Raw genomic sequence first — 24,807 nt, 5'->3', positions numbered from 1 at the left:
TCGCGAAGGGCCGTGTCGAAGGGCTTCAAGAGCTTGACCCCCGTCGATAAGGCGGTCTCAGAGTTCCTCGCCAGGATATCCCACAAGCCGCCGGTGGTGGAGCTGCCGTTGGGCGAGGCGTTGGGCCGGTATTTGGCCAAGGACGTGGTGGCCGAGGTGGACGTGCCCCCGTTCGACAGAGCCGCCTTCGACGGCTACGCCGTGAGGTCCGTCGACACCCTCGGCGCCAGCAGGACAAACCCCGTGGTGTTGAGAGTCGTCGGCCGCTCGACGCCCGGGAGCCCGTTCCTGGGCTCGATCAAGGAGGGGGAGGCCGTGGAGATAGCCACCGGGGCGCCCCTCCCCGAGGGCGCAGACGCCGTCGTGCCCTACGAGGAGGCCGCCGACAGGGGAGGCTCCATAGAGGTATACAGGCCGGTCCCCCAGTATTACTACGTCTCTAGGAGGGGCGAGGACCTCTCCAAGGGCGAGCTCGTGTTGAGGGCGGGGACTAGGCTGAGGCCTTGGGACCTAGGCGTCTTGGCCTCCTTGGGCATGTCGCGGGTCCCCGTCTACCGAGTGAGGGCGGCCGTGATATCGACCGGCGACGAGCTCGTGGACGTGGAGGACGTGAAGGGCGCTCCGCCGCCCGGCAAAGTGGTGAACTCCACCAGGTTCGCCCTCGTGGGCCTCTTCCGCGAGATGGGCGCAGACGCCGAGTACTTGGGCCTACTGCCCGACGACGAGGAGGCCATAAGGAGGGCGCTCGAGAGAGCGCTCGGGGATTTCGACATAGTGGCCACCACAGGCGGGGCGTCCGTGGGAGGGCCTGACGCCACCCATAAGGCCGTGTCCTCAATAGCGGATTTCTACGTAAGGGGGATAGCTGTGAGGCCCGGGAGGCCCAACGGGGCCGCCGTCGTGGGCGGCAAGCCCGTCGTGGTGTTGTCGGGCTTCCCGGTGGCCGCCATAGTAGGCTTTGAGCTATTCGCAAAGCCGGCCGTGTTGAAAATGGTCGGGGGCAGGCCAGAGCCTTTGCCCTCGGTCAAGGGCGTGTTGACCAGGAGGATCACGACGCCGATAAACGTGAGGACCTACGCGAGGGTCAAGGCTTACGTGAAGGGCGGGAGGATCTACGTGGAGCCCTTGGCGGTGACCGGCAGCGGCGTCTTGTCCACGCTCACTAAGGGTAACGCCTTGCTCGTAGTGCCCGAGAATAGAGAGGGGTACGACGAGGGCGACGAGGTGGAGGTCCAACTGATCAGAGGACTCGAGGAGGCGTGAAGGACGTCGAGTTCTCGCCTTTCGAGGCCAAGGTCTCCAAGGGGAGGTTCCGCGAGGAGCTCAACGTCGAGTTGAGGATCAACGGCGTCTATTTCTGTAGGGTCAAGTTGTTCAAGGGGAGGCCTCCCCACTACGGCGCGTGGGCCGAGGTGTTCCACCTCAACCCCGCCTTCATCAACACGCCGTGGGAGGAGCGCCTCTACCGCGCCCTCTACGAGGCCATGGACCCCGGCGACGTCCTATACGTCGAGTACGTGGACGACTCCGAGACCTACGAGGCGCTCTACAAGGGCGTCCCTCCGCAAGAGACGAGGTTGGGCAAGCTCTTGGCCAAATGCGGCTTCCGCGTGGTGAAGGACTGGTATTTCCCCGAGGGGTGGCTCGAGGGAGGGCCGAAGCTACAGGCCGAGAAGGGCTAGCGCCTCCTCGCCGCCCGCTCTACTGCGTTTTTGTACTCGAGGCTGTGCCTCCTCAGCTCCTCGAGGATGTCCGGCCTCTCCTCGACGGTCGTCTTTGACATAAATGGATTATCTAATTCCTATTAAAGTATTATGGATCGTTGAACGTTCAACAAGACATAAGAGGTCCCCTCCCGGGCCCTCTATGTCGGTCGCGGACGGGTTCGAGTACTTGGAGAAGCTCAGGGATTTCTTCTACGGCTTGGCGGAGCTCAGGGATAGGCTCAAGGAGAGGGGCTTCAAGTGGCCCAGGCCCTACCCCGCCGACGGCGTGGCGACCGGGACCGTCAAGGTCAAAGTGGGCTTCCCCGCCATGTTGAGAAACGGCGTTATAATGGACGTCACCAACGTGGAGCAGGCCCAAATAGCGGAGGAGGCGGGGGCCGTGGGCGTCATGGTCTTGGACAAGCTCCCCTACGACGTCAGGAAGGCAGGGGGAGTCGCCAGGATGGCCGACTTGAAGATAATCGAGGAGGTCATGAACCACGTGACGATACCCGTCTCGGCCAAGGTGAGGATAGGCCACTACTACGAGGCGTTCTTGCTCGAGAAGATCGGAGTGGACCTAATAGACGAGTCCGAGGTGTTGACCCCGGTCGACGAACAACACCATATAAACAAGTGGCTCTTCACGGTCCCCTTCGTCAACGGCTGCCGCGAGCTGTGCGAGGCGTTGAGGAGGATATCGGAGGGGGCCTCTATGATAAGGTCCAAGGGCGAGGCCGGCACGGGCAACGTCAGCGAGGCTGTGAAGCACTTCAAGGCCTTGTACAAGGCCATAGACGAGCTGAGGGCCGGCGACGAGGAGAAGTTGAGGGACTACGCCCGGCAGTGCCAAGTGCCCTTGGAGCTGGTCGCGTTGACCGCTAGGCTGGGGAGGCTGCCCGTCATAACCTTCGCCGCGGGGGGCATAGCCACGCCGGCCGACGCGGCGCTCATGATGTGGCTCGGAGCCGACGGCGTGTTCGTAGGGTCCGGCATATTCAAGTCGCAAGACCCCAAGGAGAGGGCCGAGGCCATCGTGTTGGCCACGGCGCGTTGGGACGACCCGGAGGCCGTCGTCGAGGCCCAGAAAATGGTCAGCGAGAGGGCCTCCATGGCCGGAATAGACGTCAAGGCCTTGAGGCCCGAGGAGCTCTTGCAGACCAGGGGGATATGAGGGTCGGGGTTTTGGCCCTACAAGGCGACGTCGAGGAGCACGAGCGGGCCTTCAAGAAGGCGGCGGCGGAGCTAGGCTTCGGGATAGACGTGGTCAAGGTGAAGGAGGCGGGGCAACTACGCGATGTGAAGGCCTTGGCGATACCGGGCGGGGAGTCCACCGCTATAGGCCTATTGGCCAAGCGCACTCACCTCCTAGAGGAGCTCAAAAACGCCGTTGAGGGAGGCCTCCCCGTCTTGGGCACGTGCGCGGGCGCTGTGTTCATGGCCAAGGAGGTGAGGGACTCGACTGTGGGCGAGACGGGGCAGCCGATACTCGGCGTCATGGACATCGCGGTGCTCAGGAACGCATTCGGCAGACAAGCCGATTCCTTCGAGGTCGACTTAACGGTCGAGGGCCTCGGCCCAATGAGGGCGGTCTTCATCAGAGCGCCGGCCATAACTAGGACTTGGGGCTCCGCCAAGCCCTTGGCCTACGTCGAGCACCCCAAGTTGGGCAAGGCCATAGCCGCCGCCCAGCAAGAGGCCATGTTCGCCACGGCCTTCCACCCGGAGCTCACGACGACTTCTTTCCACAAGGCGTTGTTGGAGGCCGCCCTAGGGAGGCGCTAGTGGATCTCGATCACGTAGGGCTCTTTCTGGGCCTTGCTCCTGATTATTTTCACCCAGACGTTGCCCCTGGGGTCCATAAAACCGAGGCGCTGCGCGGATATATAGTCCTCGGACGAGAAGAGGTATTAGAACTTCAGAACCATGTTGTCCTCGGCCACTATCGCGGGGCGGCCGGCCCTCCTAACGTCCTCGCGGACCGTCGGGTTGAAGAGCTCGTCTATGTGGGTGAGGACCAAGACCTCGGCCATCACGACGTCGGCTTCGGCCAAGGCTTGGTAGGTGGTGGTGTGGGCGTACTTGGCGCAGACCTCGCGGTTCTCCTCGTTGCAAGTGGCCTCGTGTATCAAAACGTCGACGCCGGCGCCGAGCTTCTCCAACGGGGCGCAGCCCGGCGACGTATCTCCGGAGAAGAGGAGGTCCACGTCGGCCCTCACCCTAAAGCCGTAGGCCTCCTCGGCGGTGTGGTGACACGCGGCGGCCGACTCGACCTTGAGCCCGGGGAGGTCCAAGAGCGTGCCCGGCTCTATCCTCTTGATCTCAACGGCGTATCGCATGTTCTTTAAGATATGGGGCGCCGCGGCCTTTATGACGTCCTCGACCCTCCTAGGCGCGAAGACCGTGAGGGGCTTAGTCCTGCCCTCTATGTGGGCTTGGAAAAGCGCCTCGGGCAGGCCCAAGAAGTGGTCCATGTGGCTGTGCGTGACGAACACGTAGTCTATCTCCTTGAGCAAGCCCTTGTCGGAGAGGCGATAGTGGCACCCGACGCCGCAGTCGACAACTACGAGGTAGCCGTTGGCATCCACCAAGTTGGCGGCTCTCCACCTCCTCGAGCCGGGGCTCCCGCCAGCGCCCGAGCCCAATATGTGGACGTACATCACCTCGCGAACCTCAACGTTTTTTCTAGATCTATGCCGAACCTCACGGCCTCGCCCTCCTTGAAGTCTACTGCGGGAGGCGCCCTCGCCTTGATCCGGAATCCGTTGTACTCGAGCTCCACCAGCTTGTAGGGGCCCAAGTACTCTTGTCTCACGACCCTCGCCACGTAGTCCCCGGACCCCAACGCCACGTCCTCCGGCCTGAACCCCACCAGTTCGTCGCCGCCGAGGCCCAACGCCTTGGCGGGCAGAAGGTTGCCGATGCCGAGGAAGTTGAACACGAAAAGGCTCTTGGGCTTTCTGTAGAGCTCCTGGGGGGTGCCCACTTGTTCCACCCTTCCGTTGTTCATCACGACCATCAAATCGCCCAAGGCCATGGCCTCCTCTTGGTCGTGCGTCACGTGGATCACAGTGGCGCCCACGTTGCGTTGTAGCTCCTTCAAGAACCCCCTGACGTCGAGCCTCAGCCTGGCGTCCAAGTTGCTGAGCGGCTCGTCCAAGAGGAGGATCTTGGGCTCCTTGACTAAAGCGCGGGCTATGGCGACTCTTTGTTGTTGTCCTCCCGAGAGCTGATGGGGGTATTTATGGAGCTGATCCTTTATGTTCAACACCTCGGCTATGTGCTCGACCCTCCTCCTTATCTCCTCCTTGGGCAATTTCTTGTTCTTCAAGGGCATGGCTATGTTCTCGAACACGGTGAGGTGTGGGTACAACGCGTAGTTCTGGAAGACTATCCCCACGTCCCTCTCCCAGACGGGCAACTTGGTTATCTCCTTGTCGTCGAGCCAAATGGAGCCCTCGTCGGGCCTCTCGAGGCCGGCTATTAGGCGCAACAACGTGGTCTTGCCGGAGCCGGAAGGGCCTAGGACTACTGCGTAGGTCTTGTCGGGCACCACGAGCTCCTCCACGTATAGCGTGAACCCCTTGAAGGATTTCTTTAAATTCTTCAAGATCAACATATCATCCTGCTCCCCAGATCCTCTCGAGGTTGCGCCTCACCGCGATTAAGTAGATCAGAGGAGGCGCGATGCTCACTATTCCCGCCGCGGCGACTTGGCCGTAGCTCAAAGTCACGGGGCTCATCAACATGCCTATATATATCGAAAACGTCTGGGCCCCGCTGAAGCTGAGCGGTTTGGCTAAATTATACGGCGTTTGGGCGAAGGCCAACGGGAAGATCAAAGCTCCCCATGAGAATAGAAATGCGTATAGACCCGCGACGCTCATGCCGCTCTTGCTGAGCGGGAGCACCACCTTGACAAAGGCCTTTACCTTGTTCATGCCGTCGGCCAACGCGGCCTCCTCCACTTGGCGGTTGAAGCCCGAGTAGTAGTTGTAGAGTATCCATATACCGTAGGGGATCGTCATGATGGGGTAGGTCAGCACCAAGGCCCATAAAGTGTCCAACACGCCGAGTTCCCTCAACATGAGGTAGAGGGGTACTATATATATCAACGTCGGAGTAGACATAAGATAAAGTACGTACGCCATTAGCTTATATCCGCCGAAGCCGTGTACCCTCATCTGATAGGCCGTGGCCGCGGCCAATAGGACCGTCAAGGCTGTGTTTATAGCCGACACGTAGAGGCTCATCAACAAGAACGGAAGCCCGCCGGTGAACACTTGTACGTAGTTATCGATCGCCAACCTGGACGGGAACACCGACGGAGGCACTTGTATTATCTCGCCCGGCGGCTTCACCGATACGAGGAACAACCAGACGAACGGGACGGCGACGAAGGCCAAGGCGAGGGCCAACACTATCGAGTGCACAGCCTTGGGGACCTCCCTCCTCGGAACCCATGCCGGCAAGGGCAATTTCACGAACGTGCGGGCGGAGAGGGCCCTCATATAGGCGAGGGAAAGCGCCGTGCCCACCAACGTCATGACCACTATCAACGTGGCCGAGTACCCGAACTCGCCCGAGGCGAACGCCTCGAAGCTGTAGTACGCCAAATTGTCCAATATCCGCGGGCCCACTTGCGCCGTGCCGATATATATGGGGTCGAAGGTGAAGAACCCGGTCAACGCGGTCAGGACAAACGCCGTCAGTATCTGGGGGGAAATCAAGGGGAGGTCCACCGCGAGGAACTTCCTGGGCCCGGCCAAGCCGTCGGCCAACGCGGCCTCCTCGACGGATTTGGGTATCGCCTTGAGGCCGGAATATATTATCAACGTAGCCGTGGGGTACGCGCGCCACACGTCGATTAGGACTATGGCCCATATGGAGGATATGGGGTTGGCCTTGATGAGCCCCCAGCTCATCAAGTAATACCCGAGACCGTAGAGCGGGTTCAACAAGAGGTACCAAGCCATGGCGGCGGTCACCGGGGGTATAAACGCGGGTATCATTATGGGGAGGAGCCACTTCCCTCCGAGCCTCCTCAAGGCCAGCGCAGTCGGCACGGCCAACGCTATAGCTATGGCCGGGGTCGCGATCGTGTACACCACGGTGTTCCCCACTATGAGGGGCCCATAGGGGTCCTTCTCGAAGAGCCAGACGTAGTTGCCTAAGCCGACCCACTTCAAGCTCCCCTCGTAGGTCCGCTCGTAGAAGCTGAGGGCCAAGTTGCTGGCTATGGGGTAAAGCGTGAGGACGAGGAGGTAGACTACTGCAGGGAGGGCCAAAAAAAAGAGTTTGTTTATCCCTCATGAAATCTTCATTATGCTGAGCCAAGTGTTGTATATGTTCATCTGCGTGGTCTCGGCGTCTTGTTGGCCTCTTAGGTAGTTGGCCACTTGGTTGATGAAATAGGGCCTCAAATCGGTGAAGAAGTTGGTGACTCTGTTGACCAAAGTAAGCCGTTGTATATCGGTTACGTTGACGCCGGCTTGCAACAAGGGTATGAAGGGCTTGAGCCAGCTCATCGAGGGCACCTCGGAAGCCGCCTTGATGCCGCTGAGGGTGGCGGGCACGAAGCCCACCTTCTCGGCGCCTAGCTTGTACATCTCAGGGGATATCAAGAACGCTATGAAGCGCGCCGCCAAGTCGGGGTCCTTGGCGTAGGGGTTTATGCCTATAAACGTCGGGGCGAGCCCAGTGCCGTACGGGTACTTGCCGCCCGGAAGCGGCGATATGGCTATGTCGCCGGCAACCTTGGAGATCGTGGCGTTGTTGTAGATGGGTATGAAGCTCGTCCAAGCGGCCACCATGGCGTAATCGCCTGTCAAGAACAAGTCCCTGAGCTGGTCGTACTCCATGGCTTGCACCGTGATGGGCGGCTGGAACTGCACCAATTGTTTGTACGTCCTAAGCGCTTGGAGGAAGGACGGACAGCCCACTGTTATGTTAACGGAGCCCGTGGGGGTATAACGGAAGTAGGCCCAATAGCCTTGAGTGGGCACAGCGCCCTTGGCCACGTCGGCCGGGATGCCGACGCAAGGGTCGTTCAAGGCGTAGGTGTAGAAGATCGTTATGAAGCCGTTGAATATGGCTTGTTGAAGGCCGTCGGGGAACAAGAGGGCGTATTTAGCCACGTGTTTGGACTGGAGGAACTCGGCGGCGTCTATTAGCTGATCCCACGACGACCAGGTGAGCGGGTTCAAGTCGAACCCATACTTCTGCTTGAACTCCGCCTGCAACGTCGCGTTGTTGAATATCGACTTCCTGTACACGAGGACGTACCCGAACACCATCTGGAACGGCACGCCGAATATCTTGGTCACCGTCCCGTTCTTGGAGACCGCCATGACCGAGATCAACGCGCTGGTGGGTATGTCGGATCTATTGAGGACGCCGGAGTTGAAATAGGGCCTGAGGTCTAGCAGATACGGCCCCAGAGTGGACGCCTGCGATGGGTAGAAGATTATGAGCGACGGGTCCGGGTTCTTGTTCTGCAACGCCGTGAGGGCCGTCTGGACCATTTGGCCGAAGGGCACGGGCTGTATGGTTATCTTGACGCCTGGGTACCTCTTCATGAACTCGTTCGCGGCGAGTTGGATGTAGGGCATGAGCGTGGGGTCGCCGGTCGGCACTAGGACAGTTAAGGACCCGCTCAACTGCGTCGAGGTCGTCTGGGCCGATGTAGTCGAGGAGGCGCCGGGCGGTTGTTGCGACGGTTTTTGTAGGAGGAACAAGGCGGCTATCGCTATTACCGCTATCACCACAACGGCTATTGCCAGAACGCGCGTGTTGGACGCCATAGTCGTAATTGCTCAATACAATTAAAAATTATGCTATGAGCCTAAAGATATCGTGCTTATCGGCAACACGTCCCTCTTGAGGTCCTCCAAGAGGGATCTCAGCTCCTCCACCGCCGCCTTCAGTATGGCCTCGCCCTTCTCCTTGGAGGCCCTCGAGGGGTACCCCTGCACCGCCTTCTTGTACATCAGCTCGTAGGCCCTAGCGCCGTACACTGCGTATTTGACCTCGGCCCACTCGTCGGCGTCGCGGGGGACCTCCTTGACTAAGTGAGGGTACGCGGCCATGACCTCGCTGGTCTCGTCCTCAGCGGCGTGGCCCTCCGGCGTCTCGAGGACCTTGCGCCGCGCCTCCTTGGCCAAGTCCACCCACCAGTTGACGATCACGACGGTCAGATCCGATGACTTCGCGACGTCCTTGGCCGCCATCCTCAAGGCGTCTACGTTGCCGCCGTGCCCGTTGACCACGACGAGGTACTTGACCCCGTTTCTGGCCACTTCGAGGAAGACCTCCTTGTACAGCCTATATAGCGTCTCCGCCGATATGGATATAGTGCCGGGGAATTTGTCCAAGACGTAGGTAGTGCCGTACCAAATAGGCGGGAGGAGCAGAACTCCGGCCTCCTCCGCCGCCTTCTCGGACACGTACAACGCCATGAGGGCGTCCGTGCCCAAGGGCAGATGGGGGCCGTGCGCCTCGATCACGCCGACCGGCAACACCGCGACTTTCTTGTCGGCCTTCTCGAACTCGGGCCAAGTGAGCTCGGCCCACTTCACGCCCAACTCGTCGATTAACTTTTTAAGCACTTGCGCCTCCGACGGCGAGAGGCCATGTCCGTGCTCGACGCCTTGAGGAAAGCCGTGGGGGAGATAACGGGAGTCTTCGACGCGCCCGATTGGCTCGCCGCGGAGATATTAGGCGATCTGCCCGGCTGGGGCTCTCTAAACGAGGAGGTGATCCGCCGCGCCGTGGAGTTGAACTCGCCTAAGATATTCGGCGCGTTGCGGAGGAACCTACAGCTCTATCGCCCGGGCAGATCCAGCGTGAGGAAGGCCGCGCCCTACCTAGTCGCGGAGCTCCTGGAGGCGAACGGCTATAGGCCGGCCTTCTTGAGGCTGTTCGGCGCCGTGGTCCCCGCGGCGTATAGAGGGCGCGGGCTCTACACGCCGGTTATCCCGGTCGTCGAGGCCAAGAGGGCCGTCCTGAACAGGATCGCCGCCTTGTCGAGATATCCGGGGGCCTACGTGGTCTTGTCCGCGGTGGACTCGGTGCCTGGGCTTAAGCTAGAGGTGAGGCGCGTCCAGAGGCCTCCCTACTACTACGCAGTGGCCGAGGGGCTGGGCCGAGCCTTAGAGGCCGCGGGCGCCTTGAGGGCGAGGCAAGACGAGCCGACGGCTAGGCTCTACTCTTTCTGGAAGAAGTACAGATCGCAAGGCTATTTGGTGTTGGCGGGGAGGGAGGTGGGCGGCGTGGTCGTCGACGTGTTGGCGGTGGGGTTGGGCAAATACGGGGCCGTGGCCAAGGCGAGCAAGAGGAGGATAAACAGGCTCTCCAAGTTCTTGGACGAGGTCTACGAGGTCTGAGCCTTGGCGGCTCTCCTCTCCCGTATCTCCTTGATCCTCCTCTCGTTGAGGTCCAAGTGGAAGGACAACTCCTCTATGCCGTATCTCTTGGCTATGTCCCTCCCTTGTTTTATCAACTCTTCCGCCTCGTCGAGTTTCCTCTCGGCGATTAGGCTCTGGACTTGGTAGACGAGGCACTCGACTAGCTTCTCCTTGAACTCCAAGGCCTTCGTCTTGTTGTTCTGCCTCTCGGCAGACTGCATTAACCTCTCCCACTTCTCGCAAGCCATAGGCCCATGAAGGGCGGAGCTAATAAACTTTACAAGACCATCAACTGGGCCTTGAGCTTTAGTATCTTTGCGTAGACCTCGTCGAGGCCCATCCTCTTGGCTGTCTTGGCGGCCTTGACCAGCTGTCTGTTGAGCTTGGAGACGTATTCGGGGTTCTTTATGACCAGCCCCATGGAGAGCTTCTTGAGGTAGTCCTCGGCGTCGCGGACCACCCTCTCCAGCTCTTGGACGGCCAACTCCTCCTCCAGCTCGTCGACGCGCGCGGTCTTGGCCACGTTTATGTTCAACACTATGGGCTCCACGAGGATTTTCCTCTCCGGGCGGACTATGTTGTATTTGCCCATGAGGTAGCCGGCTATTAGGTAACGCACCAGCTCCGAGACGCCGTCTAGCCCCTCCCTCTGGGCCAACTGCTCCAAGACCTCCTTGACTTTTTTATGGACGCGGACCGAGACTATGGACCCCTCCTTGTCGGGAGCGCTGAAAAGTTGTTCGTACGTGAGGTCGAACTCCTTGACGCCCGCCATGGAGGCGAACGCGCCGAGTTATAAACTGGCAACTTGTAAAATGGACATGGACCGCGATCCTACGCGCGGTAAACGTTGGCCATATAAATCGCGGCAACGTTTTAATACGACGGGCGTCCCGACGGCGTGATCGTCGAGCTGCTCGTCGCCGCCGCCGTGGTCCTCGCGGCGCTCGCGGCGGCCGGCCTCTACAGAGAACGCGAGTTCTGGTCGGCGCGGGAGTCCTTCGAGCAGAAATGCGAGGAGGTGGACGTGGTGGTCCCGTTGAGGGGGGCCCCTCCGGGGCTCGAGGAGAACTTAGCGGCTATCGCTAAGCAGAGGACGAGCGCGCGGAGGACGCGTTTCCTATTCGTAGTCGATAGCCCCGACGACCCCTCTATCCCCATAGCCTCTAAATACGGCGAAGTGTTAGTGGTCGGCGAGGCGCCAGGGCTCCCCGGCAAGAGCTGGGCCTTGGCGAGGGCGTTGGCCGCAGTCGACGGGGATTGCGTGGTGTTCGCAGACGACGACATAAGGCCAGGCCCGGGATGGCTGGAGGGCCTCACTGCGCCTCTATCGGCCTACGAGGCCGCGACGACTTATAGATGGTACGTCGGGTCCGGCCTCTGCACCAGGGCCAGGGCCGCCGTCAGCAACACGGCCTTTTCGGCCATGCAGGACCCCCGCTCGAGGTTCCTCTGGGGCGGCTCCACGGCCTTGCGGCGCGAGGTCGTCGAGAAGGGCGGAGTGGCCGAGAGGCTGCCGCGCTATATCAGCGACGACTACGCCACGTACAGCGCGGTGAAGGAGCTGGGCGGGAGGATCTGGTTCGCCCGCTCGTCCATAGCGCCGACGCCCGACCCCCAGTGCTCGTGGCGCGAGATGTTCCGCTGGGCTGTGAGGCAGATCCTCATGGTGAAGTGGTACGCGCCCAAGGGCTGGGCCGTGGGGCTGGCCATATACACGCTCAACTTCGCCTTCGGCTTAGCCCTCCCGTTGATCGGCCTAGCCGTCGGGGAGCCCCTCTTGGCGATAGGCCTCTCCATACCCTTGATCAACTTAGCGAAGGACTTCGTCAGGGCGAAAGGCGTCGAGGAGAGGGCGGGGATAAAGACGTCGGCCCGCGACGTCGTCGCCACTTGGGCCTTGGGGAACTTCGTCATCCCTTTGGCAGTATGGGCCTCGGCATTTGTCAAATGCGTTAGGTGGAGGGGGCGCGTCTACTGCGAGGAGGACGCGAGGAGGCTCCTGGGACAAAGATATAAACAGGGCCGCCCCTAGACGCATGGCCTGCGTGGGCGAGGAGGAGGCCGTCAAGGCGGCCAAGAAGAAGGCCCTGGGCCTCCTCAGCTCGATGAGGAGCAAGGAGGCCGTCGTGGTCAAAGTCGGCGAGGATTGGCTGGTGGGCTTTATATCGGCCAAGCACAAAGGCGACGAGACCTCCATAGAGATCAAATGGGCCTACGTGGACTGCAAAGGCGTGGCGCTCGAGCGAGTGCCCCAAGACCTCGAAGGGGCCTTGAGGGGCCTTCTGGAGGATCTGCCCGCGATACTCAAGAGAGAGCTCGGCGATAGGGCGCGGCGATGATCTTGGCCATAGACGTCGGCGCGACTTGGACGAGGGTCTTTTTGGTGGAGCGCGACGGCTCCGTCAAGCGCAAGGAGAAGATGAGGACCACGACAAACCCCGTGGCCGACGCGGCAAAGGCCGCGGAGAGCTGGGATTTCGAGGCCGTGGGCATCGGCTCGATAGGCCCCTTGGACCTCAAGACGGGCTGGGTCGTCGGAGCCCCCAACTCCCCGGCCAGTAGGTTCCCCCTCGTGGACCCGTTGCTCAAGTTCAAGAAGCCGATATACGTGGCCAACGACTGCGTGGCCGCCGTCTGGGGCGAGTACGTGTTGGGGGGATGGGGCGTCGAGAACATAGCCTACCTCACCATCTCCACAGGCCTCGGCGTCGGGGCCGTGGTCAACGGGCATCTGCTCTTGGGCAAGGCCGGGAACGCGCACGAGCTGGGGCACGCTGTGTTGGACCTCTCGGGTGGCGTCAAGTGCGGCTGCGGGGGGCTGGGCCACTGGGAGGCCATGGCCAGCGGCGCCAACATACCCAAGTACTTCAAGACATACGCCGAGAGGCTCGGCAAAAGGCCGCCCGACGTCAAGAGCTCCGAGGAGGTGTTCAAGCTCTACAGAGAAGGCGATCCCTTGGCGCAGGCGTTCATAGACCATTGGCTCGAGGTCAACGCGGCGGGCATAGCGACGATAACCGCGGCGTACGACCCCGAAGTGCTCGTGGTGGGGGGCTCCGTGGCGTTGAACCACTGGGACGTGTTCAAGGCCGTCGAGGACAAAGTGAGGAAGTACACGCCGTTGGACCCGCCCGCGATAGAGAAGGCCAAGTTCGGCGACGACGAGGTGGCCATGGGCGCCGCCGCGTTGGTCATAAACCCGCCCGACACCCTCAAGAAGTTTGGCTACCCGAGGACGTAGCCAAGGCCGTTGGGCGAAAGACTTTAAAAACGCGACGTAACCAGAACTGGCGGCGGTAGCTCAGCCTGGTTGGAGCGCCCAGGGGCTTAGCCCCGCGTAGGGCTCATAAAGGGCCCGGCCCGGGCAGCCGGGAGGACCCGGGTTCAAATCCCGGCCGCCGCACTGCCTCCTTCCGCCCTCGTCGGTCGGAGGGGTTGGCCTATTCCGTTCAAGGGCGGTCAACGGCGCGTCCGCGACGACGCCTCAGCACGACGGGTCGCCGGAGGCGAGCACAAGCCCCTCTAGCGCCGAGCGGGCCGCCGAAGGCTTGCGCCAGTCGGCTGGCATGTTTTTAAATCCGTCGTAGCGCATGTACGTGGAGAGCGCTCGGCGCCCTTCTGGACAACGTCGTTTTGAAGAAGTTGGAGAAGGGCGAGAGGTTAAAGACGGAGGACCTAGTGGTGTTGATGTTGGCCACTTTTAGGGAACAGACGAAGAGGATAGACTCAATCGCCGATTCGTTAAACGACAGAATCAACGAGACAAACAAGAGGATAGACGCCGTGTTCGACTCCCTAAATCGTAGAGTCAACGAGCTACAAGGGCGCATCGACTTCCTCGCCGATTCCTTGAACCGCAGAATAGACGAGACTAACAAGAGGATAGACGATTTACATCAGAGGGTATACGACCTCCAGAAACGCGTAGACGCCTTGCAACAAGGGATGGAGGATTTACGGAGGCGTACGGACGAGATACAGAAGCGCATGGACGATTTAGAGAAACGCATGGACTTACTGCAACAGAGGATAGACGATCTTCAGAAAAGGATGGACGACCTCCAGAAGACCATGTTGGAGATCCAGAAGCTGTTGGTGGAGATGAACAAGACCATGTTGGGGATACAAGCGGCGGTGCTGGAGGCGTTGAAGAGGAGGGACTAGCCGCGCTTGAGCCGACGTTCGGGTCATCCGCTGATGGGCCGCGGCGCCGGAGCCCTAAGTTTCTACAACGACCCGGTGGGCCGCGCGCTTAGGCCGACAACTCCCTTATACGATATCCCGTCCGCCGCCTCCCGCGGCGCCTCGTACTTACCCCCAATACGCCGTCTCGGATCGCCGAGGCGGCCGGGGCTCCGCGGCCTCGGAGGAACGCCGGCGCGGCTTGCCGGAATCCGCGAATCGCCGGACCGCAAGAGGTCCGCTGGATAGGGCCTCGGCTCCTAGAAGGACAAAAACCGGCGGCGCGGACGTAGTCCCCTAAATCGCCTGCTCCGCGTCGTCGACGCGGAGGACCTGCCGGGACCTCGCGGCGCTTCCGCCCCGTCACGAGGACAAATCCCCGAGCGGATCAAGAGACGTCCTCTAGGCCTAGCGAGGAGGCCTCGTACACATAGTCTAGTGCATCCGCCTTGTACCTGAGGCATCCGTCCTCGGTCCTCTCGGTGACGCAGATCTGGAGGCCTGCGTGGGCGTGGAAGTTGCGCCTGAAGCGGTCTTTTTGTTGAAGTATGTTTACGCAGTCGTGGGGGTCCCACAAGCTTTGTCCGCAACTCGACTGACGCTTGTCGACGTAGTAGTCAAAGGCGTAGAGCTCGTAGCCTATCTTTAACCTTAATGCTTCGTCTTTTCCGAATACCCTCTCGGCGATTTCCCCCACGTCGCAAACTTTATCCCTACTTCGTTTCATTCCGGCGAATTTTTCCAGGATGCTCGCCAAGTACCAGACTCTGGCGAGGTGTTCGAAGTCCTCGGTCAGAGAGACTCCGTGTCTGATCTTGACCCAGCCGTCTCCTGCCTCTACCTTGGTGTTGTCGATGTAGAACTCCTCGGCCCTCCGCAACGCGTCCCTCAGCCGCGCCGTGTCGGGAAACGCGTAGGCTAAGACGAGGGGCAGGCCGTGCACCACGGCCCCCACAAATGCATTCAACTCTTTCGCCGGGAGTTTGTCGATCTCCTCAGCGACCTCACTTGCCTTGACCTCCGCCATCTTGCCGAATTTCAGCGGCTTAACTCTTCCTCTGAACCTCATCCTCTTCACCATCGGCTTGACCTCCCTCCTGTGCAGGACTTTGTGGATTGTCAAGGATTGGACTCCCTTGATGTGAGGGTCTGAGTTGTAAACCTCTAACTCCACCTCCTTCACGTACGCCGTCATCTGGGCCAAGTCCTCCACCGCATAGTACAAGAGGGTCGGCATGTAGTTCATCCCGTGCGACAAGTCGAGGGCGATCTTCACTTTCTCCTCGGAGCCCAGCCTCTCCAAGAGCCAACTCGCCAACTTGTAGTACGCGTAGTGTTTAAAGTCGACTAGCCGCCCCTCTATTTGAAGCGCCACCTCGCCGCCGCACCCCTTGTTCCTGAAGTTGCCCTTTCCGGGGACCACGACGAAGTCCACGCCGTCTATTCCCATAACCTTTGCGGCCTCCCTGTACATTTCCTCCACCTGCCGTTGCAATTCGCGGTAGTCGACTGCCATCTTCTCGGCGTATACCGTGTCTTGCACCACGACGACAACTCCGTCTGGTTGCAACTTCTCAATCAAGGGCTTGAGGGTGGACCTACTCCGCTCCTTTTGTTCGTCCTCAAACACATACGCCACCTCCTCCCACCACCAGCTCCTCACTCCGGCGCAATACTCCGTCCACGGCAGTCCCCACGCGGCGATGAGAAGCCTCCTCTCGCCCATATCAATTACAAGACGTCGGTATATATCCTTCTTCGCCTTGAGGTCGTCGTCGCCGCGGGCGCGGCTAAGTCGAGGCGTCGAACGCGGGGCCCGAGACGCGTTGAAAGCCCGACTCGAGAGGCCTTCCAGACGCCGCGAAGCCCGGCCCCGCAACGATGCGAGATGATTCTCCTCAAGCCGTCGTCCCTCAATCGCCTTGCCGCCCCCTCCAGCGCTACGTTAGTTGCACGCGCCGTATCGACGCCTATCGCCGATAGCCTCCTGGACTCCCGAGGCCTACGAGGCCGGCTCGTGCGCGAGGCCGATGACCCCCGTCGAGGGGCTCGAATCCCGACCTCAACAACGGCCGTACTCGTCAGAATGGGCCGGCGAATCGCGCCTAGTGGGCACTTGGGCCTGGAATATTGTGTAATCGCCGGATACCAGATAGGCTATGGCCGCGGTTATCATGGCCGCGGGCAGTAGGTTGTAACTGCCCGTCATCTCCACGACCATGAACATCACGGCCACGGGGGCCTTCGACGCAGCGCCGAAGAACGCCAACATGCTCACTACGACGAAAGGCGTTGGGCTGGGCGCCAGGCTGGGCGCTATGTAGTGGAAGAGGAGCCACGTGTCGTAGCCGACGAAGGCGCCGATGACTATGCCGGGGGCAAACACGCCGCCGCTACCGCCAGAGCCTATTGAGAACGCCGTGGCCAAGATCTTGAGGAACGGTAGGAGGGTGAGGAGCAGTAATAACGGCATCGGGATCAACGATACAAAGGCATCTACCTTGTCGAACTCCGCTAGGTTCAACCAACCGTAGCTGGTGCCCAGGACCTCGGGGGCCACAAGCCCTATCAACCCAGCCGCCAAGCCCCCAATCACGGGCTTTGCGTAGTTGGCGACCCTCATCTTCTTGAAGAGGCCGTGTACTGAGTAGAAGGTTTTAACGTATAGTATCGCCATTAGGCCGTCAACAACGCCGAGAAGTAAGTAAAGGGGCAACGTTGATGGGTCGAACTCGCCGAGGTAGTAGCCGAACAGCGGCGTGAAGCCGAACACGGAGCCGAAGATCACGTAACCCGCCGCCGAGGCTATGAGGGCCGGGAAGATGACCTCGGTCTCGAAATCCCTCTTGTACAAGATCTCCGAGGCCAGCAACGCTCCGCCGATGGGCGCCTTGAATATGGCCCCGATACCGGCGCCTATGCCCACCGCGACCGCAATCCTCCTATCCCGTTCGGACAAGCCCAGCAAATCGGCGATTAATGAGCCAATGCCTGCGCTCAACTGCGAGGCGGGTCCCTCAGCGCCCGCGCTGCCCCCCGATCCAATAGTTATCGCCGAGGCGACGAGCTTTATCGGCGGGACCCTCCTCCTAATCTTGCCCCCCAGCCTGTGGAACGCGTTTATGGCCGCGTCCGTGCCGTGGCCCTCGGCCTCGGGGGCCCAAGTGTAGACGATAAGCCCCGACAGCAAGCCGCCGAGCGCTACCGAGATCGGTATCAGCCAAGGCCTCGACGCGTGGAACGAGTAGTTTAAAGAGCCGCCCTCGCCCAGCGGCTCGGGCAGTTGCAAGCCCACCAGCTCGACCATGAAAAGGCGCTCCGCGAACTTCAAAGCGAGGTAGAAGACCGCGGCGGAGATCCCCGAAACTACGCCGAGGATTACCCCCAAGATGAGCCACTTGACGTAATACGATTGGGGGAGCCTCACGGCGGTGTAGTTATTGATTCCGTTTAGAGTTTGTCGCTATCCTCATCGCCGCGGTCGAGAACTCGGCGGATTAACGGGCGGGACTAACGGGCGGCGCGCCGCCGTCGCGGCCAGAGCTCTCGGAGGTCGAATCCGTCGCGGCCGGCCACTCGCCGGGACGGGCTCCGCCTTGGCCGCTTGGGTGATCCGTTCGCGGGTCGCTGGGCACGGCCGAGGAAGAGACAGGCCCCGGCCGTAGAGGCCTCACGGCTGGCATCGCCGCGGGGCACAGGGGGAGCGGCCGCGCCCCGTTGAGCTTATTTACCTTTAGAGTATTATACTTGTGGAGTCAAAATAGATAGGGAGGCCGAATTGCAATGGCTCGAGGAGGCCTACAAGGCCCCCACGGCGCAGTTGTTGGTGCTCTACGGCAGATCGGCAAAACCGCGTTGGTGGTGCAGTTCCTAAGAGGGAAGCGCGGCATATATCACATGTGCACTTACGACTCCGTCGAGAAAAAGAGCTTTTGGACAAGTTGGCGAAGCTGACTGGGCGGGAGTACCTCCGCCACTTAGAGCCGAGGCTCGACGTGTTCTTAGAGGTGGCGGCGCAAGAGGCCGGGGAGAGGCTGGTGTTGGCGCTGGACGAGTTCCAGTACTTAGTGGAGCTGGACCCCGCAGTGCCCTCCGCCTTGCAGAAGGCCTGGGACCTCGCCTTGTCCAAGACGAAGATCTTCTTGTTGTTGGTGGGGTCCAGCGTTGGGATGATAGAGGAGGAGGTGCTCTCGCGTAAATCGCCCCTATACGGCAGGCGCACTGGCAGTTGGAAACTAGGCGAGCTCCCCCCTGGGAGGATACACGAGCTCCTACCCGGCTGGGGCGAGGAGGACGTCTTCAAGGCGTGGGCCGTAGTCGGCGGAGTGCCCTACTATCTCGCCCAGTTCGACGCGGGGAAGAGCTTCGAGGAGAATTTAACGCGGTTGTTCAGAAAGGGCGGCCTCCTCTACGAAGAGCCCTTGTTCCTCCTAAGAGAAGAGTTGAGAAAACCTCGCGTCTACGTGTCTATACTAGAGGCCATAGCCAAGGGCCGGTACGCGCTCGGCGAGATAAGCGATTGGGCCGGGCTGGACAAGAGCAAAGCCTCTAAATACCTATGGGTCCTACAACGCCTAGATATTGTGCGCAGAGAAGTGCCCGTGGGCAGGAAGAGAGGCCTCTACTACATCGCCGACAACCTCTTCCGATTCTGGTTCCGTTTCGTGTACCCCAACTTATCGGCGCTGGAGCAAGGCGATGTGGAGCCGTTACGAGACCAACAAGCCCTCTCCCAATACTTCGGCGAGATGTTCGAGGAGTTCGTGAGGCGCTACTCCCCCCAGATCTTCGGCGTTAGGCTAGAAAAATATGTAAAAGGCGACCTCGACATAGACCTCGCCGGAGAGGCCGCGGGCTGTAGAATATACGGAGAGGTGAAGTGGTCGCAGGACGTGGACGCGGAGGCCGAGACGAGGAGACTCGCGAGAAAAGCCGACGGGGACGTCTACGTGGTGATAGCCAAGGGGTTCAAGCAGAGGACCCCCTACTCCTACACGTTGCGGGAGGTCCTCCACGCCCTGAGGGCGGGAGAGAGGATACAACTCTGCCCGAGGAGATAAACGCGCCGCGGCCGCGAAAGCGCCTGGATTATTGGCGATAGGCATATATCTCCCTTCCCAATATTTGTGCGTGTTAGAGAAACTTTACCAATATATACAACATTGCGAAAATGAAGAATGTATCAATAAAGAATTAGCGGACCTCTTAAGGGGGCGGCAGAGGGTTCTCGTCAAGGTTGGAGGGCTCAGCCTCTACGCTGACGCAGCGAAGGACTCGGAGGCGTACGAGGTCAAACTAGACGCAGAGCCCTACGACGGGATAGGCCAAGCCTTGGCGTACAAGTCGGCGGGGTACAAGGCCCACCTAGTGCACGTGTTGGATAAAAGGCGCGACCAATTCGATCTATACGTCGAGCTGTACCGGAGGCTGTCCTTGGACTTCTGCGTCCACGTAATCACCAAGGACGGCAAGTACTGGAGCTCATGCCCGCGGTGATCCCCGTAATCTCGGCGTCGGGAGGAGCCGGGAAGACGACGATATCCCTCCTGCTCGCCTACGTTTTGAAGAAACACGCCGGCGTCGACCCCAAGAGGATATTGATAATCGACCTCGACCCGACGGCGGGCCTCTCGTTGAGGACTTTCGGCGACGAGGAGTACGACGAGATTTGCAGAAGGAGGAGGACCCTCTACCACATGGACCAAGACGCCGATACTAAAAACGTGAGGATAGAGGACTACACGAACGCGCCGGGGAGGTCGGCCGAGAGCATCTCGAACGTCGCGGTGTTGCCCCCGGGCGAGGACTCGCAAGGGGGCTTGTCGTCGAGGATAGAGAAGTGGTTCACCTTCGCCTACAAGGAGAGGCTAAAGGCGCTTCTCGAGAAGGCGGGCGCCCTGTCCCGATACGACTACATAATAGTGGACTCGGCGCCTTTCTTCGACGCCAGGTATACCGTAGTCGCCTTGGCCACCTCGGACGCAGGCAAGGCGGTCGTCCCCTTGAGGCCCACGCCGGTGGACATCAAGAGGACTATAAGAATGGTCAAGACGTTGCGCGAATACATGCGCGTCGACCCCGTCTTCGTCTTCAACTTCGACAAGGATAAATTAGTCAAGGAGGCCGTGACTTTGAAGAGCTTGGGCTTCGACGTGCCTAAACCCGGAAGGGCCAACCCGTCCGAGCAGTTAAAGAGGCTAATAGGCGAGTTGGAGAGCTACGGCGACGCGGTCAAGTCCGCCATGGTCTATTACAAGGATCTATCGGACGTGGCGTTCCCGCGCGAGGAGCCCGAGAGCACTACGATGTTGGCGATCTGCAACCCGATAGTGGATGTGCTCAACGCCATGGGGGCGAACGTGCCGCCGTGCCAGGCGAGGGTGGAGGAGGGATAGGACGCGCCGAGAGGCCATAGACGGCGCTACGCGGCGAATCCCACTCGGGACGAGGCGGCGTGGGCGACATGTTGACAGGTCTGGTCGGCCGATTCGCGAAGACGTAGGCGGCGGGGCAGCTGGATCTTGTAGCTCGTCAGCCGCGCAGTAGTCCCATAGCCGTCGCGTCCAGGCGGACGGATCTCGGCTAGAGGCGTCGAGGATCGCGGAAGGGGCCGAATGCCGTAACTTATATAGTAGGGGGCCCGCCCCACGAACCCCCTCGCTGCGTCCCCTTGGGACCGGATGCCGTATCTGACGTAGCATACCGCCGTGCCCAAAAGGCGGACCCGGCCGACGAGGAGCGCCGCGACTTCGCCGAATATCCCGTTTTTAAATCGTCGTGCAACTAACTCTTTACAACAGCCAATATTTCAACTCTTGCCGGCGTATGTCGTTTATAAACGCCGAATGTCCAATTTAAAAAACGCCGTGCGGCCGAAAGGCGGCGCCGAGCCCTCGACCCCAGTTTTTCAACTCCTCTAAGGAGCTCCTCGAGCTCTCAAAACAAGAAATGGGGAATATAGAAAGACCGAGCGCTCGACGGAAAAACGCCGAATTTTCGAGGAAAAAATTTAAAAATACGAAAAACATAAGACCACGAAGCCCGGAATCTCAAAGAGAGGATTGAAAGTAAACAAATTGGCGATACTGGCCAAATTAAGCTAGCGCGATTGAGGAATCTCAAAGAGAGGATTGAAAGCCGCTACCTGGAGGAGCTGTGTACTCTGCGGCACGGGCGCGAGCTGGAATCTCAAAGAGAGGATTGAAAGGGGTACGAGAGGATCTACATACCCGCGGGCGCCGCGCCTGTCGAATCTCAAAGAGAGGATTGAAAGGTTCAGAGCAGACACGTCGTACATAAGCGTGCCGACTGGCTAGGAATCTCAAAGAGAGGATTGAAAGTAGTACACCTTGAAGCCGCGGCGACGGAGCTGAAGCGCGAGGATCGAGAATCTCAAAGAGAGGATTGAAAGTCATACATGTACGTCTTCGCCGTCATGCTGACGCTGATAAGCGAATCTCAAAGAGAGGATTGAAAGTGTACTTCGCTAAATCGCGCCACTTCATGCAGATTTCCCTGGTGAATCTCAAAGAGAGGATTGAAAGCGATCGTGACCATCGTCGTGTTGCCGACTAGTAGCGAAGCTCCGAATCTCAAAGAGAGGATTGAAAGTTGAAGCAGTTGTTGCAATAACGCACTGAATAGCTCACGACGCCGAATCTCAAAGAGAGGATTGAAAGCTTATGCAACAGCAATGATACCAGGTACGCGGCTACGAATCTCAAAGAGAGGATTGAAAGAAACACACTTCGGCCTCCCCTATATCAGTATCAGACGTGATGAATCTCAAAGAGAGAATTGAAAGTTGGGCTGATCTGGGGCGTCGAGTACACGCCGTTCTGGAAGGAGCGAATCTCAAAGAGAGGATTGAAAGAGGTGGGCATAGACGTCGAGGCGCTGTGCGCTGAACTAGGGGGGAATCTCAAAGAGAGGATTGAAAGAAAAAAGAGGGTAGCGGATACTCAATCACACATGAACACAGAATCTCAAAGAGAGGATTGAAAGTAGCTATATATGCCGACGCGTACATGCATATGACACGACTCACTGAATCTCAAAGAGAGGATTGAAAGGTCGTCCCGGGCGTTCACGTAGGCGCCGTGCTGAATTAGAAGAATCTCAAAGAGAGGATTGAAAGTTCCTGTACTATGGCCGCGAGCATCTCCGTGCGTTGGTGCAGGAATCTCAAAGAGAGGATTGAAAGGACGTTGGGCGGATTGACAACACGCGACACCTTCTGGCTGGAATCTCAAAGAGAGGATTGAAAGTTATCCTTGAAACAACCTCGTTCACAGTTAGAGCATGCTCTTTGAATCTCAAAGAGAGGATTGAAAGCCATTTTTCTCCCACCGTCTACGTCAACGCGAAACTACGCGAGAATCTCAAAGAGAGGATTGAAAGCTGTACACTTTAGCCTTAGCTTTACCTGGAGGAGTTTGTTGGCGAATCTCAAAGAGAGGATTGAAAGCGCCTCGTCTCCTCTATACGTGCATAGATACAGCAAAGGAATCTCAAAGAGAGGATTGAAAGACTTAAGTAGTAGCTTCTTCTCAACGGTATCGGTTACTACAATCTGCGAATCTCAAAAAGATAATTGAAAGGACGGCGGGCTCACCGCGAGGCAACCGCCCGTTAGCGTCTTGGAATTTCAAAAAGAGGATTGAAATGTAATTAGCAAGCCGAAGAGGCTAGACATGTGTCTAGACGAGATAGATGTGTGACGTGAGGTGGAGGCGCGCCCGGACCCCTCCACGCGCCGCGGAGCATAGAGCTACGCATCCCCACCTAGTATTTGCAAGACGTACTGGTCCAAGGCCGTTGTAGCGGCGATACAGCGCCGGGCCTTAGGCGCGTCGCGGCTTGAAGTCGTACGGCGCGGCTCTTCGCCGCCGTCGGCCGAGGCGCGTGTTTTGAGCCGGTCGCCATTGTGAAGCTTAAATTTGTATGCACATGAAAATTGGTGCGGCTTGCCGTCACGGTGGGTTTCGACTCCCGTCTTGTGGTGAGGGCTTTGGCTGACATAAGGGCCGGCTATGGCGAGAGGTTCAGAGGTAGCCCTCTAAGAGCCTTCGGGAGGAGGCTGGCGATATGTGCGTTGAGGCTTGTGGAGGTTCTTTGACTTGGGGGGTAGGGCTGGATGTCGTAAAACAACGCCCCTCTAACACGATAAAAACTAAGACTTACACAACTTTTCCCAATTATTTGAGCAGAGTTCCCCTTCGGTCAAAATTATTACACTTAAATCGTTGCATTGAGGTATTGGGATTAGTGGGAACATCCCCACTAGAACAGTTATTATCTTGGAAGCAGACAAACCACACCCCACCTTTTTATTACTAATACAACTTGTTACCATCTCCGACTTAAATTCAATTCCAATTATCCTTCCGTCATTACAGCGAAGGATGCAGTCAACTAATCTATCCTCTCGGCATCCACAATTAGTTTCTTGACAAGGCTCTACTTTTTGTTTAAAATGAAGCCACTCATTCCCATCGTGGACTTCAAGCTTGGAAATAAGGTAAAACTTAGTCTTATTACCTAAGCGCACCCTTACAACACAAGGACATCCACAAATACTACTCATACTTAACCAAAGCTCCTCCGTTTATTTTCTCGACCTTGGCTCCATAAACCTTTAATATGTACTCAGTATAATTCTCAATGTAAGACGCCAAGACGTCGATCTTTTCTATCTTACCCTTAACAATATTATAAATCGCTATGTCAGAGGCCTTAATCTCCGAGCCAAAAATTTTATTCACATAATACACGCGGCGCAACATGTCAACGAACAACAAGTCGTGTGTAGCCACCAGCACAGTCTTGCCGCACCCTGCGAGACTGTGTATCAATAGAGCCAGCCTGGCCTGCGCCAGGGGGTGCAAGGCTACCTCTGGGTTATCCATTAGGAAGACGTCGAATTCGTCGAGCACCCCCCTTAGGAACATGTTTTCTAATGCGCCCAGCTTCACCACAGTGGTGGATGAGAGAATAAGCGGAACCTCTAAATTCTTTAGTACCTCATAATTTTCGAAGCCTCTACGCCTAAAATCGAACTTTCCCTCAAGTTTGTCGCCTGTAACTACTTTTAAGTACTCATTTGCACATTCAAGTTGCTTCGGGGGGAGAGACATCTTTATCCACGCGCTGCGGAGCGGCTCGTAGCTCTCGAAGGGGGGCCACCCGCCGAATTTTAACAAGAGCTCATACTCTGTGGGCAAGTAGAACGGCTTTAATCTTTCAGTGTATCCATACTTGGCACATTCATAATCCTCACACACTAGCTTCAAATTATCTATCTCAATTGTCGCACTTCTCACCAAGCCCAATTCAGCAGGCTCATTTCCATAGTAATTCGCGTAGAGCGCGTCAAAGATAAGTCTAAACAACGTAGTCTTTCCAGACCTTGGCGGACCCACCACGATGGTTACTGGCGCCAGCTCCACTTCCCCGCTGAGTCTGCCTTGAATTTCTATTTTTACTTTCATGGCTTTTACCAACTCCACGTA

Annotated in this window: 22 protein-coding genes, 1 tRNA gene, 1 pseudogene and 1 CRISPR repeat array; of the genes and pseudogenes, 14 read left to right on the top strand and 10 right to left on the bottom strand. The window is 58.6% G+C overall.

The features are described 5' to 3' along the window. Positions 1-12 precede the first annotated feature (12 nt). From ACZ5PA_RS08655 to pdxT, 4 genes are all read left to right on the top strand, one after another. Entirely contained in the window at positions 13-1,263 is a 1,251-nt protein-coding gene (locus ACZ5PA_RS08655; RefSeq protein WP_464929938.1) for a molybdopterin molybdotransferase MoeA, read from the top strand. Next, entirely contained in the window at positions 1,260-1,682 is a 423-nt protein-coding gene (locus ACZ5PA_RS08650; protein WP_464929937.1) for a DUF1122 family protein, read from the top strand. The genes ACZ5PA_RS08655 and ACZ5PA_RS08650 overlap by 4 nt, the downstream gene beginning before the upstream one ends. 184 nt (positions 1,683-1,866) lie before the next feature. Further along, a complete protein-coding gene (gene pdxS, locus ACZ5PA_RS08645) occupies positions 1,867-2,880 on the top strand; it encodes a pyridoxal 5'-phosphate synthase lyase subunit PdxS (RefSeq protein WP_464929936.1) in 1,014 nt (337 codons plus the stop codon). Further along, on the top strand, positions 2,877-3,491 hold the full coding sequence (gene pdxT / locus ACZ5PA_RS08640) for a pyridoxal 5'-phosphate synthase glutaminase subunit PdxT (RefSeq protein ID WP_464929935.1): 615 nt from the start codon (positions 2,877-2,879) through the stop codon (positions 3,489-3,491). The genes pdxS and pdxT overlap by 4 nt, the downstream gene beginning before the upstream one ends. A 125-nt stretch (positions 3,492-3,616) precedes the next feature. On the opposite strand, the gene ACZ5PA_RS08635 is transcribed toward pdxT, so the two are convergent. From ACZ5PA_RS08635 to ACZ5PA_RS08615, 5 genes are read right to left on the bottom strand one after another with little or no spacing between them, the layout of a single operon-like run. Then, positions 3,617-4,366 (bottom strand): MBL fold metallo-hydrolase, encoded by a 750-nt coding sequence (locus tag ACZ5PA_RS08635; protein ID WP_464929934.1) that lies wholly within the window; start codon positions 4,364-4,366, stop codon positions 3,617-3,619. Then, the gene (locus tag ACZ5PA_RS08630; protein WP_464929933.1) at positions 4,366-5,325 is read right to left on the bottom strand and encodes an ABC transporter ATP-binding protein; all 960 of its coding nucleotides are present in this window, start codon (positions 5,323-5,325) and stop codon (positions 4,366-4,368) included. Before ACZ5PA_RS08630 ends, ACZ5PA_RS08635 begins: the two co-directional genes overlap by 1 nt. A gap of 1 nt (position 5,326) precedes the next feature. After that, complete coding sequence (locus tag ACZ5PA_RS08625; RefSeq protein WP_464929932.1) at positions 5,327-6,994, bottom strand: ABC transporter permease; 1,668 nt, start codon at positions 6,992-6,994, stop codon at positions 5,327-5,329. 21 nt (positions 6,995-7,015) lie between these two features. Further along, positions 7,016-8,509: an ABC transporter substrate-binding protein gene (locus tag ACZ5PA_RS08620; RefSeq protein ID WP_464929931.1), complete on the bottom strand. Its 1,494-nt coding sequence runs from the start codon at positions 8,507-8,509 to the stop codon at positions 7,016-7,018. Between the two features lie 33 nt (positions 8,510-8,542). Continuing rightward, positions 8,543-9,283 (bottom strand): creatininase family protein, encoded by a 741-nt coding sequence (locus ACZ5PA_RS08615; RefSeq protein WP_464929930.1) that lies wholly within the window; start codon positions 9,281-9,283, stop codon positions 8,543-8,545. A 54-nt stretch (positions 9,284-9,337) separates the two neighbouring features. On the opposite strand from ACZ5PA_RS08615, the gene ACZ5PA_RS08610 reads away from it, so the two are divergent. Next, positions 9,338-10,090, top strand: coding sequence for a hypothetical protein (locus ACZ5PA_RS08610; protein WP_464929929.1), 753 nt, complete (start codon positions 9,338-9,340; stop codon positions 10,088-10,090). Here ACZ5PA_RS08610 and ACZ5PA_RS08605 read toward each other — a convergent pair. Together ACZ5PA_RS08605 and ACZ5PA_RS08600 are read right to left on the bottom strand one after the other, a co-directional pair. After that, entirely contained in the window at positions 10,078-10,359 is a 282-nt protein-coding gene (locus ACZ5PA_RS08605; RefSeq protein WP_464929928.1) for a hypothetical protein, read from the bottom strand. The genes ACZ5PA_RS08610 and ACZ5PA_RS08605 overlap by 13 nt on opposite strands. Before the next feature lie 29 nt (positions 10,360-10,388). Beyond that, positions 10,389-10,886: a ribbon-helix-helix protein, CopG family gene (locus ACZ5PA_RS08600; RefSeq protein WP_464929927.1), complete on the bottom strand. Its 498-nt coding sequence runs from the start codon at positions 10,884-10,886 to the stop codon at positions 10,389-10,391. Positions 10,887-11,015: 129 nt separating this feature from the next. On the opposite strand from ACZ5PA_RS08600, the gene ACZ5PA_RS08595 reads away from it, so the two are divergent. The 5 genes from ACZ5PA_RS08595 (at position 11,016) to ACZ5PA_RS08575 (ending at position 14,278) form a co-directional block, all read left to right on the top strand. Then, a complete protein-coding gene (locus ACZ5PA_RS08595; protein ID WP_464931241.1) occupies positions 11,016-12,146 on the top strand; it encodes a glycosyltransferase family 2 protein in 1,131 nt (376 codons plus the stop codon). Positions 12,147-12,150: 4 nt separating this feature from the next. After that, positions 12,151-12,453: a hypothetical protein gene (locus ACZ5PA_RS08590; protein ID WP_464929926.1), complete on the top strand. Its 303-nt coding sequence runs from the start codon at positions 12,151-12,153 to the stop codon at positions 12,451-12,453. Continuing rightward, positions 12,450-13,355 (top strand): ATP-dependent glucokinase, encoded by a 906-nt coding sequence (locus tag ACZ5PA_RS08585; RefSeq protein ID WP_464929925.1) that lies wholly within the window; start codon positions 12,450-12,452, stop codon positions 13,353-13,355. The genes ACZ5PA_RS08590 and ACZ5PA_RS08585 overlap by 4 nt, the downstream gene beginning before the upstream one ends. A 49-nt stretch (positions 13,356-13,404) precedes the next feature. Further along, positions 13,405-13,517: transfer RNA gene (locus ACZ5PA_RS08580), tRNA-Met, on the top strand. Between the two features lie 230 nt (positions 13,518-13,747). Then, positions 13,748-14,278, top strand: a complete 531-nt coding sequence (locus ACZ5PA_RS08575; RefSeq protein WP_464929924.1) for a hypothetical protein — start codon at positions 13,748-13,750, stop codon at positions 14,276-14,278. Positions 14,279-14,684: 406 nt separating this feature from the next. Here ACZ5PA_RS08575 and csx1 read toward each other — a convergent pair whose 3' ends face one another. Both csx1 and ACZ5PA_RS08565 read right to left on the bottom strand, forming a co-directional pair. Next, positions 14,685-16,022, bottom strand: coding sequence for a CRISPR-associated CARF protein Csx1 (gene csx1 / locus ACZ5PA_RS08570; RefSeq protein WP_464929923.1), 1,338 nt, complete (start codon positions 16,020-16,022; stop codon positions 14,685-14,687). A 348-nt stretch (positions 16,023-16,370) separates the two neighbouring features. Beyond that, positions 16,371-17,723: pseudogene (locus tag ACZ5PA_RS08565) on the bottom strand (chloride channel protein); the annotation flags it as partial. Between the two features lie 505 nt (positions 17,724-18,228). Here ACZ5PA_RS08565 and ACZ5PA_RS08560 point away from each other — a divergent pair. From ACZ5PA_RS08560 to ACZ5PA_RS08545, 4 genes are all read left to right on the top strand, one after another. Next, positions 18,229-19,356, top strand: a complete 1,128-nt coding sequence (locus ACZ5PA_RS08560; RefSeq protein ID WP_464929922.1) for an ATP-binding protein — start codon at positions 18,229-18,231, stop codon at positions 19,354-19,356. A gap of 70 nt (positions 19,357-19,426) precedes the next feature. Beyond that, positions 19,427-19,792, top strand: a complete 366-nt coding sequence (locus tag ACZ5PA_RS08555; protein ID WP_464929921.1) for a hypothetical protein — start codon at positions 19,427-19,429, stop codon at positions 19,790-19,792. Further along, the gene (locus ACZ5PA_RS08550) at positions 19,780-20,691 is read left to right on the top strand and encodes a ParA family protein (protein WP_464929920.1); all 912 of its coding nucleotides are present in this window, start codon (positions 19,780-19,782) and stop codon (positions 20,689-20,691) included. The genes ACZ5PA_RS08555 and ACZ5PA_RS08550 overlap by 13 nt, the downstream gene beginning before the upstream one ends. Before the next feature lie 649 nt (positions 20,692-21,340). Further along, positions 21,341-22,962: a CRISPR direct-repeat array (repeat unit 24 nt; unit sequence GAATCTCAAAGAGAGGATTGAAAG). A 293-nt stretch (positions 22,963-23,255) separates the two neighbouring features. Beyond that, positions 23,256-23,414, top strand: a complete 159-nt coding sequence (locus ACZ5PA_RS08545) for a hypothetical protein (protein ID WP_464929919.1) — start codon at positions 23,256-23,258, stop codon at positions 23,412-23,414. A 460-nt stretch (positions 23,415-23,874) separates the two neighbouring features. Here ACZ5PA_RS08545 and ACZ5PA_RS08540 read toward each other — a convergent pair whose 3' ends face one another. Further along, positions 23,875-24,804 (bottom strand): hypothetical protein, encoded by a 930-nt coding sequence (locus ACZ5PA_RS08540; protein ID WP_464929918.1) that lies wholly within the window; start codon positions 24,802-24,804, stop codon positions 23,875-23,877. Between the last annotated feature and the right edge of the window lie 3 nt (positions 24,805-24,807).

The sequence above is a fragment of the Thermoproteus thermophilus genome (genome assembly GCF_055392855.1).
The sequence above is the reverse complement of the archived record's forward strand: the minus strand, read 5'-3'. Positions and strand labels throughout refer to the sequence as shown.